Raw genomic sequence first — 14,223 nt, forward strand, 5'->3', positions numbered from 1 at the left:
ATGGATCCCGCGTCGCGGTCTGATCGGCGTGAGTGCGCTACGGGACGATGAGCGTGCGTTCGGTAAGATTGGGGTCCGCGGCGATTTGTTTGGCGGTGAATGCAACGTCACGCCAGTTCTTTTCGCTGAACCGATTCGTTTGTTGCTCGAAGAGCGGCGACGTGCGATCGCCGGTCTGCCCGTAACTCGTGATCGCCCACGCCTGCAGGCGGTCACCGGAGTAGTCGACGGCGAGCATGAAGCTCGACCCGAAGTTGACCGGGGCACCTTCGCCCCGAAGTGCGCTGCCGGGGGCGACGGCATCGCCGCGCGCCGATGATGGCTCGGAGCTCGAGTTGTTGTTGCTCCACGTCACGACGTTGGTGACGCCGTCGGTGTCGGTGCCGCCGTGCAGCGGGATGCGAATCCCGGAGCGCACGGTGAATTGTGCTGCACCAAGTGAAGCATTGACAGCAAACCCGGCCTTGGTCAATGTCTGAACTGCCCGAGCGATCGCTTGAAGAATGGGGTCGCCATTGCCGATTGCCGCAGGAACGGCAGGGACCCCGGGGGTGACGGTGGGGCGGGCCGGATCGAAATCGTCGCCGAAGAGCACACCGGTGGTCGTGCGATCGGCATTTGTGAAGCGGGTCATTACCTCGCGCCACAGGAGCGGGCCAGAGCTTGCGAGGTCATAGCGGCCGTCCCAGACCGACAGCACGTCGCAGGCGGCCGAGATGTCGACGATTTCGGCGGGCAATGCAATGGTCTCATTGTTGGCGAGGACTTCGACGACTTCGATCAGTGGATTGGCGACGCATCGGTCGACGGCGTTGGAGCGCAGCAGGAGTGCGGTCTGGGCCCGATTGTCAAAGACCGCGTCGCGCAGTTCAAGGCCAGAGAAGTTGCCGTCGTCGCCGGCGAGACCGAGCCGATTGTCTGACCCGAGTACAGCGGCGTTCTGCCGAGAGCGCATTGACAGCGGAGTGTTCTGCTCGCCGTGGAGGATCGAGAAATCGCCGGTGGTGGTGAATTCGTCGCTCGACACCCAAAAGCTGTCGTTGGCGTTGAAGACGTAGTCGTTCCGTTCGACCATGGGCATCTCGCTGAACGGCACAAGCCCGTCGTCACGAGCGCCGGGAACGGTTTCCCAGGCGAGCCGGCTGTCGGCTCCGTCGAGAAGGATGACGCCGTTGTCATACCCAATTTGGGTGATTGGATCAGTGAACAGCTTCTCGAGGAACAGCTGCTCGCCCTCGGCCGAAAGGTTCGGCGTGGCAGCGGTGTCGGCGTACCAGACGCGCCCATCGGAGCCCGTGGCGACCGTGTTGAACAACGGGACGCCCTGGTGTTCTTCGTAGACGGCTTGCAGCTCGTCGAGGCTCTGTACGTCGATCATGTCTCGGTACTGCTCAATGAACTCGTTGTTGTTGATGTTCGCGTCGCGAAAGGTGAGGACCGCCGAGTCAGTCCAGCCGAGGCCGGGGAAGTCGACGATTGGGCCGTACTCGCTGCGCCACAGGGTGCGCGTCTCGTTGTCGATCGAGCTGTCAGCACGCAAGATCGAGATGGTGTAATCGGTCGAGGTCATCGGGCGAGACTCGCCATCGACGAGGTACGACGTGGGTGACTCGGGGTCGAGCGTCAGGAGATAGGCCGTCAGCCGCTTGCCAGCCGAAACGGTGTGGGTCCACGCGACTCCGTCGGTGAATCCGATTCCGATGCCAGGCAGCCCGAGGAGTTGGGCGCCGTAGATGTCAACCTCACCCGGAACGGTGAGGTGTGTTTCGGCGAATCTCAGTTCGCCTTCCCAGGGGAAGTGCGGGTTGGCGACGAGCAGCCCGCCTGTACCGGACGCGGTGCGTTCTTTGCCGACGGCCCACCCATTGCTGCCGAGGTCGATCGGCTCGAGCACCGAGAAGTCTGGGGCAGCATCGTCGGCATCGTCGGCGTTTGTAGCCGGCTTGGTCGGGGCGAATCCGAGGACTTCGGCGACGACGGGTGGCTGCGCTGACGGGATGAATTCGGCGAAACGGCTACTGCTGGCGAGTAGGGCGATCGACCGTGCGTACACGTAGACCTCGACCGGCTGGACTGGCCGAATCCAGGGGGCGCCGTTGCACCAGCCGGTGAGCCCGTCGTCGCCTTGCTCGGCGAGGTGGGCGTTCCAACCTTCGGCGAATGCTTCGAACTGCGTGATCACGTCGCTCGAAGCGTCGTTGTAGTCGGCTGTCGCGATGCTCGCGATGTCGATGGCGCGCCAGGCAAAATCGCTCTCGGTGTTACGTCCATCGTCGCCGGGGCCCAGGTTCTCCGACCGGACGCCGTACACCTTCAGGATCTGGTCGATGAGTGTGCAGCCGTGGTCTTGCGCGCTGACGAAGCCTTGGCCGTACGCGACGGATTCGAGGTTGTTGCCGATGATGTGCGGCACGCCGTCGGTCGTCCGGCGAATGGTCACCTCGAGCCGAGGGGGAACCAGCGTGGTGGTGGTTGTCGTGCTGGTGGTGCTGGTGGTGCTCGTGGTGCTCGTGGTCGTCGTATCGCCTGATGTCGGCAGCGGGATCGACCCTGGGCCCTCGCCAGGGGTGCACGCGGCCGTGAACATCACTCCGACGATCGCCAAGGCCTTCCAACGCACTCCGCCAATAGTGCCAGAAGACCAGTCTGGATCTTTACTGAAGGCCACTCTTTGCTGGAATTTCTTCAGTGAGCCGGGCATCTCGGACGACTATCCTTGCAACGGTGACGGTTCTGCGTGTCGCCCTCGCCCAACTCAACCCAACGGTCGGTGATCTCGACGGCAACCTCGCGAAGTTGATGGAGGCCTATGGTCAAGCCGAGCGGGCCGGATGCGACATCGTTGCGTTCCCCGAACTGTCGGTCACCGGGTATCCGCCAGAAGACCTCGTGATGAAGCCGGGGTTCGTTGCTGACAACCGTGTAGCGCTCGACACCTTCGCTGCTGCGACGGGCGAGTGCGTTGCAGTGGTCGGGTTTGTCGACCAGGACCGAGACCTCTACAACGCGGCGGCGGTGTGTGTTGGCGGCGAGGTCGTCGGGGTGTATCACAAGCGTTTGCTGCCCAACACGACCGTGTTCGACGAACAGCGCTACTTCACAGCCGGCTACGACTCCGACCCGCTTGAACTGTTTGTGATCGGTGGCGTCAAGGTTGGCGTGTCGATCTGCGAAGACATCTGGAGCCCGACCGGTCCGCTTGCTGAACAAGCAGCAGCAGGTGCCGAGATCAACATCAACATCAACGGTTCACCGTTCCGCGTCGAGAAAGACCTGGTGCGCGAGCAGCTTGTGTCGATGCGTGCCGCTGACTCGCACTGCGCCGTCGTCTACGTCAACCAGGTCGGCGGTCAAGACGAGTTGGTCTTCGACGGTGGCTCGTTCGCTGTCGACCACAAGGGGACGCTGCTCGCTCGGTCGCCGCAGTTCGTCGAAGACATCACGATCGTCGACGTCCCGGTGCCTCCGGTGTACCGCAAGCGTCTGCTTGACCCGCGAGGGCGTGTCACGAACGCGCTCCTGCCGACCATCGAGATTTCCAGTGAGCCGCGCCGTGCCGCAGCGCCAACCGAGCCGCTGCTCGCGCCGATCACCGAACCACTGAGTTCTGACCAAGAGTTGTACGACGCACTGGTGCTCGGCACTCGTGACTACTGCCAGAAGAACGGCTTCAGCGATGTGGTGATCGGCCTGTCGGGCGGCATTGACTCGACGATCGTTGCATGCATTGCGACCGACGCCCTCGGCCCTGGGCACGTCCATGGTGTGTCGATGCCATCGCGCTATTCGAGCGACCACTCGAAGTCCGATGCTGCGAAGCTCGCCGCGAACCTCGGGATCGACTACCGGACCATCTCCATCGAGCCGGCCTTCGCGGCCTATCAGGAGATGCTCAGTGACGCCTTCGAGGGTCGTGACGTCGGGTTGACCTACGAGAATATTCAGAGCCGGTGCCGCGGTCAGTTGCTCATGGCGCTGTCGAACGAGTTCGGTTGGATGGTGCTGACCACTGGCAACAAGAGCGAGATGGCCGTCGGCTATTTCACGATTTACGGCGACTCGGTTGGCGGCTACGCCATGATCAAGGACGTCCTCAAGCTGCGTGTGTACGAGCTGTGCCGCTATGTCAACGAAGCTGCGGGGCGCGAAGTGATCCCTGTCGATGTGATCACGAAGCCGCCTTCAGCCGAGCTCCGACCCGACCAGCGCGACGACGATTCTCTGCCGCCGTATGACGTGCTTGACCCGATCCTTGAACTGTATGTCGAGCAGGACCGCACCGCCGGCGAGATCATCGAACTCGGCCACGATGAAGTAATGGTGCGCCGCATCACCCGGCTCGTCGACATTGCCGAGTACAAGCGCCGTCAGTGTCCGCCCGGTGTCATCGTAAGCGCCAAAGCTTTCGGCCGCGACCGCCGACTCCCCATCACCCACTCGTACCGCGGCTGATTCGGTCAAGTTCGTCCGGTCCAGGCGTCAGGCCTCACCACTCGTTGGCGGAGGCCTGCTCGGGTTCATGCTTCCTTGGCCTCGAACGGACTGATCCCGAATCGGCCGGGAGCAAGGTGTGAACGATCCGATCCGGCCGGTGGCGGGCCGATCGGCGATGCTGGTCCGGTGATCACGTATGACGATGCCCTTCGCTCCCGGATCGAACTGAATCTCGCGGCGCATGATCGTCTCGAACTTCCGCTCGATGGTCGCCGTCACGCCGCCGTGGCCATCGTCGTTGTCGATTCCGAGCACGGTTCGGACCGTGTCGATGCGCATCCGTCGACGGAGGACGGGATGTCGAAGCTCGTGGTAGCTGATGACATCGCGCACCTCCTGGACGGTCGAATGGAAGGTGTGGCCGGTGGCGCGGCGTTCGTCCTCTGCCGCCGAGCGGTCCGACTGAACACCCATTCGGCGCAGTGGGCACTTCCTGGCGGGCGGATCGACGCTGGTGAAACCGTGATCGAAGCGGCACTGCGCGAGACCGACGAGGAAGTTGGGGTGCGGCTGCCGGAGTCAGCGGTGCTTGGGCTCCTCGACGACTACGCGACTCGATCGGGCTACGTGATGACACCGGTCGTCGTGTGGGGTGGCGCTGATCTGGTGCTCGAGCCGAGCCCGGACGAGGTGCTCGCTGCCTACCGCATCGGCTTGCATGAGCTCTGCCGTGATGATTCGCCGCGCTTCGTCGAGATCCCCGAGAGCAACCGACCTGTCGTGCAGGTTCCACTCAGCGGCGATCTCATTCATGCGCCCACCGGCGCGGTGATTCTGCAGTTCCGCTGGGTCGGCCTCGAAGGCAAGACTGGCGCCAGCTGTCGAGTCAGTGAGTTCGAACAACCCGTGTTCGCGTGGGGTTGAGGACTAGGTGCCGGAGTGGCCGAAGCCGCCGCCGCGGTCTTGGCCATCCAGGTCGTCGGTGACTTGCCACTCGACCTGTTCGACCTTCTGGACGACCAGTTGTGCGACACGGTCACCCTTGGTCAGCGAGTAGTCGCTGGTTGGATCGGTATTAATCAGGATGACCTTGATCTCGCCACGGTACGCAGCGTCGATCAGACCGGGCGCGTTGACGACGCTGATGCCGTGCTTCAGCGCCATGCCGCTGCGAGGGAGCACGAAGCCGCCGTAGCCCATCGGGATCGCGATCGAGATGCCGGTGGCGACAAGCGCACGGCCACCGCTGGCGGCAATCGTCGCGTCCTCAGCGGCGTACAGGTCGAGGCCGGCGTCGCCCTCGTGGGCGTACTTCGGCAGCGGCAGGTCGGGGTCGAGTTGAACGATCGGAATCAGCAGCGGGCTCACAGCACATCAGCGTAGAGCAGCTCAGGTAGCTGCGAGACGTGCCCGCATGCAGACTTCTCCGCAACAGGCATCGGGGACGGTGGCCGGGAGGTCGTCCGGTTCAACGAGTTCGTAGCCTCGGCTTCGATAGAGAGCCTGAGCTCCATCGTTCGAGTGGTGCACCCACAGGGTCGCGGTGTCCGCACCGGATTTGACTGCCCACGCCTCAGCGCTGTGGAGGAGTTCTGCTGCGAGGCCTCGCAGCCGACACTCGGGCGCCACCCACATGCCCCAGATCGTTGCGTCCGTTGGCTCGGGTAGACCAACGCCGACGATGCCAACGGGTGCAGCAACCGTTTCGTTCGGCCCGACCCCCGTTGCTGTGGCAGTCGCGGCACGAATCGCTGTGGCAACGACAGTGAAGGCGGCGAGAACAGCGCCAGGATGCCCGGCAAAGCTCTCAAGACGTCCTCGCCACTGTGCGTCGCTGAAAGTGAGTTCTCGTTCGTAGGTGGAGTCGAATACTGCCGGGTCGGTATGCAGCGCGCGCAGCCGGATCTCGCTGAACTGTTTGATGTGGGTGGCGTTGGCGGGGTCGAGTTCCAGCACGTCCATGGCCAGACGTTAGGTCGACCGCATGGCCTCGACAGGGAACGTTTCGCGGTGCCTCGTAGGCTGTGCAGCGTGGCAACTCGACCGTTCTTTCTGGGAGGTGCGACATGACTGCGCCTTCCCGTCCACCGTCGGTGGACAAACTCGCCCGCTCGCTGAAGGCCTCCGGTCTCCCACACCCGATCCTCGTCGACATTGCCCGTGAGGCGATCGACGCAGGTGATCACGAATCGGCAGCTGCGCGAGCGGAGCAGTTTCGGCGCACGTTGCTGACACCGGTGGTCAACGCAACCGGCGTACTTCTCCACACGAACCTTGGCCGGGCACCGCTCGCCCACCAGCAGGCAGCTGCAGCGCAGACCGTCGAGTTTGATCTGTCGACCGGTCAACGAGGATCGCGGCAGGCCGCCGTCGGCAAACTTTTCGCCCGGCTGTGCGGCGCTGAGAAGGCAATGGTCGTCAACAACAACGCGGCTGCGGTGCTGCTTGTCGTCGCGGCGCTCGCCGAAGGGCGTGATGTGCCAGTCAGCCGAGGCGAGAGCGTCGAGATCGGTGGGTCGTTCCGCGTTCCCGAAGTGATCGAACAGTCCGGGGCCCGGCTTGTCGACGTCGGCACCACCAACCGCACGCGAGTCGCCGACTACGCGAAAGCGATCGCTCGCCCCGATGTCGACGCGGCGATGGTGCTCAAGGTGCACCCGAGCAACTATCGGGTGGAGGGTTTTGTCGAGGAGACCTCGATCGCCGACCTGGCGACGCTCAACGTGCCCGTGGTTGCCGACATTGGCAGCGGCCTCGTTGACGCCACATGTCCGTGGTTGCCTGGAGCGCCGCCAGCCTGGCTGGCTGGCGAACCGGCCGCCGTGCAGGCCATTGCCGACGGAGCTGATTTGATTACCTTCAGTGGCGACAAGCTGCTCGGCGGTCCCCAGGCCGGGATTATCGCCGGTCGTGCCGACCTCGTCGAACAGTGCTTGCGTCATCCGCTTGCACGGGCGCTTCGGCCCGGAGGCCTGGTGCTCGCCGCGCTGCAAACAACTGCGCTCACGTATCTCGACAAGCGTGTTGCGACCGACATCGCGTTCTGGAGGATGGTTGCCACCCCGATTGCCGCGCTGCAAACGCGGGCCGAGTCGATCGTCGATGCCGTCCGGGTGGCGCATCCGAGCGCCCGGGTCGAGTCGACCGAAGCATTGCCGGGTGCGGGCTCTGCCCCTGGCGTCACGATGCCCTCGGTCGGCGTGGTGATCGACGGCGACCTCCTCAAACCGCTCCGGCAGTTCGCCACGCCGGTGATTGCGCGTTCGCGTGACGACCGGACATCGCTCGATCTTCGCTCGATCGACCCCGTCGACGATCAGAGAGTGATCGATGCGCTGCTGGCGGCAGGCAGATGACGGTCATCGCAACGGCTGGGCACGTCGATCACGGTAAATCGTCGCTCGTCCAGTCGCTCACGGGTACCGACCCTGACCGCCTCGAAGAAGAGAAACGGCGCGGGCTGACCATCGACCTCGGCTTCGCCCACACGGTGTTGCCCTCCGGAGCTGAGCTGAGCTTCATCGACGTACCTGGACACGTGAAGTTCCTTCGCAACATGCTCGCCGGAGTCGGCGGCGTCACCGCATGCGTGTTCGTCGTCGCCGCAACCGAAGGATGGAAGCCTCAGTCCGAAGAGCACCTCCGCATCCTCGAACTCCTCGGCATCAAGAACGGCATCATCGCCCTGACCAAAGTCGACCTCGTCGACGGCGAGTGGCTCGAACTCGCCGAGCTCGAAGTCGCTGAGCACGTCGCCGGCACGTTCCTCGAGGGCGCCCCGATGCTGCCGGTCTCGTCGATAACTGGGGCTGGCATTGACGAGATGCGCGTGGCGCTCGATGACCTGATCGCCCGCAGCTCAGCAGCAGCCGACCGTCAGCGACCCCGTCTGTGGCTCGACCGCGTGTTCGCGGCCAAAGGCAGCGGCACTGTCGGTACCGGCACGTTGGTGGGTGGCACGTTACGTAACGACCAGTTGGTCAGCATCGAGCCTGGCGGTCATTCAGCGCGTGTCCGTGCGATCCAGACTGCTGGCCAGACAGTCGACGAGATCGGCGCGGGCAACCGCGTTGCGGTCAACCTCGCTGGCGTCGACCACAACGACCTCAAGCGCGGCGATGCAGTGATCGAACCCGATCGTTGGCGGCTCACGAGCCGATTCGATGCCTCGTTGCGAGTGCTCGATGCACTCGATCACGATGTGTCGCGTCGCGGTGCGTACGTCGCCTACATCGGTTCTGGTGAATACGCAGTCAAGCTGCGCGTGCTCGGCGTTGAGGAATTGTCGCCCGGAAGCACCGGCGCGGTCAGGCTGTTTCTCCCGGCAGCAGTCCCGCTCTTGCCAGGTGATCGCTTTGTCCTGCGTGAATCCGGTCGTGACGAGACAATCGGTGGGGGAGAAGTGCTCGACATTGATCCCGTGCTGCGAGCGTCTCGGGCCGCACCCGATCGCAGCATCGATCGACTGGTCAGCGAGCGAGGATGGCTGACCATCGACGAAATCGAGCAGCTCACTGGCGAGGTCGTCGATCCGGTGATCGGTGAATGGGTCACGTCGCCGGAGTCGCTCGCCGAACTGGTCGAGACGGTCATTGCCCGGGTCGAAGAGGCCGGCCCTGCAGGCGTCGACCTCGCCGCATTCGACGATCGTGAGCGGGCGGTACTTCTGACTCTCGACGAGGTTGTTGTCACTGCCGGCCTCGTCCAGCCCGCTGATGCAATCGATCCGTACGAGGATCACCCGGTGCTGGCCGAATTGCTCGGCGGTGGATTCATGCCGCCGTCACTTGCCGATGTCGATCGCAACGACCTGCGCGAGCTGGTTCGGCGTGGCCACGTCATTCAACGAGACGGGATCGGGTTCCACCGCGACGCGATTGAGGCAGCGGGTTACGTCGCTGCGGAACTGCTTGCTGAACACGCAGATGGCTTCACTGTGGCCCAGTTCCGTGACGCCACCGGCGCCAGCCGTAAGTACGTGCTGCCACTCGTTGCCGAACTCGACGCTCGCGGAGTCACACGACGCCGCGAAGATGTCCGTATTGGTGGTCCCCGGCTTCCTCCGGCGTAGCGGTCACACTGTGCCTGACACGGTCACACTGTGCCTGACACAGTGTGACCGGTCAGCTGGCGCGTAGGTGCTGTCGTTCGAGATCGGTGAGGCCACCCCAGATGCCGTAGCGCTCGCCGCGGTGAAGGGCCTGGTCGAGGCAGGTCGTGCGCACCACGCATGATGCACAGACCTTCTTCGCGCGTTTTTCGCGAGCTTCCTTGATCGAGCGTTTCTCGGAACGGAGCGGAGGGTAGAACGCGCTGCCCATGTCGCCCTGACAGGCGGCCTTGCTGCGCCAGTCGAATAAACCCGGCTGCGATGGAACCAACTGCACATTGTTCACGGTAGGTGGTGGACACTGCGCCGGTCAAGGGTCAATTGGTTGGGAAATCCGACTATTCCGGCACTGTGGGTGAAGTTGGCCCGGCGTTCACGTTCTCGTCGTTCACGTTTTCGTCGTTGGGCGCTGCGGCGTCGTCCTTGCCGCGCATCTCGCGGTAGTCCTTCGCGGCGCCTTCGAGCGGCTCGACTTCGAGAGTGATCCCATCGATTTCGGCGACACGAACTTGCTCGCCTGCGAGCACGGGAGTCGCTCGGTTGGTGCGGGCTCGCCAGCGGCCGGCGCCGATCTCGACCACGCCGTCAGGGTCGACGTCAGTGATTGCGGTGCCGACTTCGCCGATCATCCACTCACGACCGATAGTCGGTGTGGCGAATCGAGTGCGGACCATGTTCGGCATGCCGACGATGAACGTGAGTGAGATGCCGCCGATGCCGGCAAGCAGGGCGATCCACGACGGACGCATGCTTGCGCTGGGCAGCGATTCAAACAGAAACCACGTTCCGATGACGGTCAGAAGCAAGCCGATACCTGTCCAGAACCTGGGTATCCCCACTTGAACATCGACGGCGAAGGCAAGCATCGCCACGCCAATGACGACGATGGCCCACGTTCGAGTCGGGAGCACTGAGAGCCCGCTGAAGGCGAGGAACGTGCACACTGCGCCGACCACACCACCCACGCCGACGCCGGCCGTGTAGAACTCGAACACGAGCAGTGCGAGGCCGGTCAGGAGCAGCAGATAGGCGACTGGAGGGCTGGCAACCGTGTGGAACAGCTGGTCGATCAGTGACAGCTTGGAGAAGCGCACCGTTGCCACGGTGTCGAACCGCAAATTGCCGTCGTCGGTGACAACCTGTTCGGTGGTCAGCAGGGTCGTGCCGGACTCTTCGTAGCCGTTCATGGCCTGCAGCATCGAGGTGACCGTGGGGATGCCTTCGTCGTCGATGCGTTGCTTGAAGATGTCGAGGGCTCGCGCTTCGCTGAGGCCGACCGAACCGTTGCGGAGGGTTTCTTCAGCCACACCGAAGTTGATGTCAACAAAAGGAACTTTCAGCGGCACACCGATGTAGCCGACGCGGGCGCCGGGTGCCATCCCCGTGACGTCGGCGACGGCCAGTATCTGTGCAGCTGGCCCGTAAAAGCGGGAACCGGTGGGACCAACCCACACGCCGATGGGTATGGGGGCGTTTGCGATGCTGTCGAGCAGCTCGGCAACGACATTGTCGTCGACGATTGTCCCATCGCTGTTGACCTGGAGGATCAGTGCCTGGGCGCCGCCGTTCTGGGCCCGTTCGATGGCGTTGCCGATCTCGTCGATCAAGATGTCGTCGATGAATCCGCTCACCTGCAGCACGTCGACCGGGGCGATGTCAGCGCCACCCGGAGTTGTCACGGTGTCGACGCCGTCGCCTTCGTTGTCGGTCTGTGCATTTGCCGCGCCGCCGAACATCGAGAGCCCGGCCGCCATTGTGAGCAAAGCGATCGCTAGTCTGCGCAAAGGTGCCTCCGGAACATGAGAGTCCGCTGCAGTCGTTGACCGCCACAAATGTTGTGATTGTGGCGGGCAAGGGGGGTGTAGGGAAGACAACAGTAACGGCTGTCATCGCTCGCGCGGCCAGCCGTGACGGACGACGTGTCCTCGTGGTCGAACTCGACGGCAAGCCGACCCTCGACGAACTCCTCCGCAATGACGTTGATAGCGACAGCGATAGTGAGGTTGAGAGAGAGGGCGAGAGTGATGGCGACGGCGCTGACCCGCCGGGCGGCACTCTCGAAGTCGTTCATATTTCTGCCGCTGATGCCCTCGACGAGTACCTCCGGGACCATGGTTTCCAACGGATTGCCAAGCGATTGAACAAAACGGGGGTTATCGACATGGTCGGTACTGCTGCGCCGGGAATCGACGATGTGGTCGTGCTCGGCAAAATTCGGCAGTACGAACAAAGTGGCGATTATGACGTGATTGTCGTCGACGGCCCTGCCGCCGGGCATGCGATCACATTCCTCACGTCGGCAACTGGTTTGGCCAACGCCGTGCGGAGTGGCCCCGTGCGAACGCAATCTGACGGCGTGATCGAACTGCTGACAGATGTCGAGCGGTGCCAGGTCGTGTTGGTCACGCTTCCCGAGACCACTCCGGTGAACGAGGTCATCGAAACGGCGTTTGCGCTCGAAGACGATGTCGGCATCCAACTCGGCCCGATCGTGGTGAACGCAGTCGACGACGGTGCAGCGCTCCCCGATGTCGCCGGGCAAGACGCGGCACTCCGGGGAATGGCCGGTGTCGACGGCGATGTGCTTCGCGCTGCGGCGTCGTTCCGACGCGCCCGCCGGGCCATGGAGAGCAACGAAATTGGGCGGTTAGCCAACGAGATGCCGCTTGCCCAGTTGCATCTCCCTGCCCGCCTCGTGGCCGGCCTTACGTCCGCCGACATCGACCTGATGGCCGACGTACTGGCCGAATCAGTAACTGCATCAGTAACTGCATCAGAGGCTGATCGTGGCTGATCGTGGCTGATCTCGGTGCCGTCATCGATAACTCGTCGGTCATCGTGTGCTGTGGCTCGGGTGGCGTCGGCAAGACCACAACTGCGGCCGTTCTCGGGCTCGAGGCGGCGCGTCTGGGTCGCCGAGCCGTGGTCGTCACCATCGACCCCGCGCGGCGTCTGGCGGATGCACTCGGCCTCGTTGACGGCCTGGCAGCAGAGCCCCAGCGAATCGAACTCGATTCCCGAGCAGGTGATGCGCCGAACGGCGAACTGTGGGCGATGATGCTCGACACGGCGGCAACGTTTGATGGGTTGGTCACTCGACACGCCTCGGACCCTGACCAAATCGAACGTATTTTGACCAACCCGCTCTACCGGAACATGGCCGGGGCGATGAGTGGCACCCAGGAGTACATGGCGGCCGAGACTCTGCACACCCTGCACGGCGACGAACGGTTCGATCTTGTCATCGTCGATACGCCGCCAAGCCGGAACGCCCTCGACTTCCTCGAAGCTCCCGGTGTGCTCGCCCGGTTCCTCGACCATCGAGCATTCAAGTTGCTGATGCTGCCGACCAAGGGCGGGCTCCGAGTGCTCGGGGTCGCGGCGCAACCAATCCTGAAGGCCATCGGCCGGGTGGTCGGATCAGATGTGCTTGCCGATGCGGTGGCGTTCTTCCAGGCGTTTGCCGGAATGGAGTCAGGGTTTCGTGATCGTGCCGACGAAGTGGTTGCCCTGATCAGAGCACCTGAGACCTCGTTCGTCATCGTTGCTTCCCCGCGTCACGACACGATCACCGAGGCGGTCTGGTTCGCCGAACAGCTGGTCGATCAACAGGTGGACATCAGCGCAGCCATCATTAACCGCACACAGCCAGCCTTTGGCGAGGGCACCGCTGTCGATGCTCGAGGCGCTGCTGAGGCCGCCACTGGTGAACTCGCAGCGCTGTGGCACAACGTCGCTGACCTCCGAACACTGCGCGAGGCCGAGCACGATGTGATCTCTCCGCTGGGCGACGCCGTCGGCCACGACCGGGTGGCGCTGCTTCCGCTGCTCGACAGCGATGTCCACGACCTCGATGGGCTGTACACCATCGCCGACCACCTCTTCGGACGGTCCTGAAGCGTCTCGTGTCGGCAAAGTGTCACGCTCCGGTCAGACCAAACTGTGACAACACGGGTCGATGTGGGTTGAGGGGATAACGTCTCGACTCGTGAACATCCTCATTGCCACCGATGCCACCTGGGTTGTCGATGACATCACGGCGGCGCTTGGCGCCGACGGTGTCACCTTCACCGTGTGCCGTGAAGGCCGAGTTGTGGCCGATCAAGTCGCCGAACGCCTGCCCGACCTAGCGATCCTCGATCTCCAGATTGGTTCGATGGGTGGCATGGCAGTCACCATGTCGCTGCGCCTCGACGAGTCGGCAGACACCTTGCCGCACGTCCCTGTGCTGATGCTGCTCGATCGAAAGGCCGATCTCCACCTCGCTCGCCGAAGTGGCGCCGAGGGTTGGCTGATCAAGCCGCTCGACGCTCTCCGTCTGAAGCGTGCGGCGAGCGCCATCATGAACGGTGGCACGTACACCGAGGGAATAGCGGTTCCCGAGGCCGCGATGTCGGATGAGGCGGATCAGGCCGAAGCTGCTGAATCGACCGAGGAAGAACCGGCAACCGCCGGATAACATCCGCAGTCGCTACGGGGTGTAGCGCAGCTTGGTAGCGCGCCACGTTCGGGACGTGGAGGCCGGGAGTTCAAATCTCCCCACCCCGACCAATGAGTCGTTCTGTCTGTGGACAGGGCGGCTCGTTTCGTTTTCGGGGCACGCCTTGGCCCGTTCGGTACAGTGCGCGCATGGATCTGGTTGAGCTGCAGAGGGTGATCGAGCGGACGTACGGAGATCG

General features: G+C 63.6%; 12 protein-coding genes and 1 tRNA gene. 8 read left to right on the forward strand and 5 right to left on the reverse strand.

The features are described from left to right. Positions 1–37: 37 nt before the first annotated feature. A complete protein-coding gene (locus ACH2EI_RS03940; RefSeq protein ID WP_395153241.1) occupies positions 38–2,701 on the reverse strand; it encodes a penicillin acylase family protein in 2,664 nt (887 codons plus the stop codon). 23 nt (positions 2,702–2,724) lie between these two features. Between ACH2EI_RS03940 and ACH2EI_RS03945 the strand changes: the two genes are divergently transcribed. After that, positions 2,725–4,452 (forward strand): NAD+ synthase, encoded by a 1,728-nt coding sequence (locus ACH2EI_RS03945; protein ID WP_395153240.1) that lies wholly within the window; start codon positions 2,725–2,727, stop codon positions 4,450–4,452. Positions 4,453–4,620: 168 nt separating this feature from the next. After that, positions 4,621–5,358 carry an NUDIX hydrolase gene (locus ACH2EI_RS03950; protein WP_395153239.1) on the forward strand — a complete coding sequence of 246 codons (738 nt, stop codon included), beginning with the start codon at positions 4,621–4,623 and terminating at the stop codon, positions 5,356–5,358. Positions 5,359–5,361: 3 nt separating this feature from the next. Here ACH2EI_RS03950 and dut read toward each other — a convergent pair whose 3' ends face one another. Together dut and ACH2EI_RS03960 are read right to left on the reverse strand one after the other, a co-directional pair. Then, on the reverse strand, positions 5,362–5,802 hold the full coding sequence (gene dut / locus ACH2EI_RS03955) for a dUTP diphosphatase (RefSeq protein WP_395153238.1): 441 nt from the start codon (positions 5,800–5,802) through the stop codon (positions 5,362–5,364). A gap of 21 nt (positions 5,803–5,823) precedes the next feature. After that, positions 5,824–6,396 (reverse strand): GNAT family N-acetyltransferase, encoded by a 573-nt coding sequence (locus ACH2EI_RS03960; protein ID WP_395153237.1) that lies wholly within the window; start codon positions 6,394–6,396, stop codon positions 5,824–5,826. A 104-nt stretch (positions 6,397–6,500) separates the two neighbouring features. On the opposite strand from ACH2EI_RS03960, the gene selA reads away from it, so the two are divergent. Both selA and selB read left to right on the forward strand, forming a co-directional pair. Continuing rightward, a complete protein-coding gene (gene selA, locus ACH2EI_RS03965) occupies positions 6,501–7,790 on the forward strand; it encodes an L-seryl-tRNA(Sec) selenium transferase (RefSeq protein ID WP_395153236.1) in 1,290 nt (429 codons plus the stop codon). Beyond that, positions 7,787–9,505: a selenocysteine-specific translation elongation factor gene (gene selB / locus ACH2EI_RS03970; protein ID WP_395153235.1), complete on the forward strand. Its 1,719-nt coding sequence runs from the start codon at positions 7,787–7,789 to the stop codon at positions 9,503–9,505. Before selA ends, selB begins: the two co-directional genes overlap by 4 nt. A 52-nt stretch (positions 9,506–9,557) precedes the next feature. Here the strand turns inward: selB and ACH2EI_RS03975 are convergent, their stop codons facing one another. Together ACH2EI_RS03975 and ACH2EI_RS03980 are read right to left on the reverse strand one after the other, a co-directional pair. Beyond that, positions 9,558–9,821: a WhiB family transcriptional regulator gene (locus ACH2EI_RS03975; protein WP_395159174.1), complete on the reverse strand. Its 264-nt coding sequence runs from the start codon at positions 9,819–9,821 to the stop codon at positions 9,558–9,560. Positions 9,822–9,882: 61 nt separating this feature from the next. Beyond that, positions 9,883–11,298, reverse strand: coding sequence for a nodulation protein NfeD (locus ACH2EI_RS03980; RefSeq protein WP_395159176.1), 1,416 nt, complete (start codon positions 11,296–11,298; stop codon positions 9,883–9,885). An 89-nt stretch (positions 11,299–11,387) separates the two neighbouring features. On the opposite strand from ACH2EI_RS03980, the gene ACH2EI_RS03985 reads away from it, so the two are divergent. From ACH2EI_RS03985 to ACH2EI_RS04000, 4 genes are all read left to right on the forward strand, one after another. After that, a complete protein-coding gene (locus tag ACH2EI_RS03985) occupies positions 11,388–12,338 on the forward strand; it encodes an ArsA family ATPase (RefSeq protein ID WP_395159178.1) in 951 nt (316 codons plus the stop codon). Between the two features lie 2 nt (positions 12,339–12,340). Beyond that, positions 12,341–13,441, forward strand: coding sequence for an ArsA family ATPase (locus ACH2EI_RS03990; protein ID WP_395153231.1), 1,101 nt, complete (start codon positions 12,341–12,343; stop codon positions 13,439–13,441). 91 nt (positions 13,442–13,532) lie between these two features. After that, positions 13,533–14,003 carry a response regulator gene (locus ACH2EI_RS03995; protein WP_395159180.1) on the forward strand — a complete coding sequence of 157 codons (471 nt, stop codon included), beginning with the start codon at positions 13,533–13,535 and terminating at the stop codon, positions 14,001–14,003. Between the two features lie 15 nt (positions 14,004–14,018). Next, positions 14,019–14,095 (forward strand) — tRNA-Pro (locus ACH2EI_RS04000). The last annotated feature ends 128 nt before the right edge of the window (positions 14,096–14,223 follow it).

Source organism: Ilumatobacter sp., assembly GCF_041688325.1.
Classification (GTDB): domain Bacteria; phylum Actinomycetota; class Acidimicrobiia; order Acidimicrobiales; family Ilumatobacteraceae; genus Ilumatobacter_A.

What these genes read in the sequence shown, in the direction of transcription:
- ACH2EI_RS03980 (WP_395159176.1), bottom strand. Translation starts at nt 11,298, where the DNA reads ATGGCGGCCGGGCTCTCGATGTTCGGCGGCGCGGCAAATGCACAGACC.
- ACH2EI_RS03960 (WP_395153237.1), bottom strand. Translation starts at nt 6,396, where the DNA reads ATGGACGTGCTGGAACTCGACCCCGCCAACGCCACCCACATCAAACAG.
- selA (WP_395153236.1), top strand. Translation starts at nt 6,501, where the DNA reads ATGACTGCGCCTTCCCGTCCACCGTCGGTGGACAAACTCGCCCGCTCG.
- selB (WP_395153235.1), top strand. Translation starts at nt 7,787, where the DNA reads ATGACGGTCATCGCAACGGCTGGGCACGTCGATCACGGTAAATCGTCG.
- ACH2EI_RS03940 (WP_395153241.1), bottom strand. Translation starts at nt 2,701, where the DNA reads ATGCCCGGCTCACTGAAGAAATTCCAGCAAAGAGTGGCCTTCAGTAAA.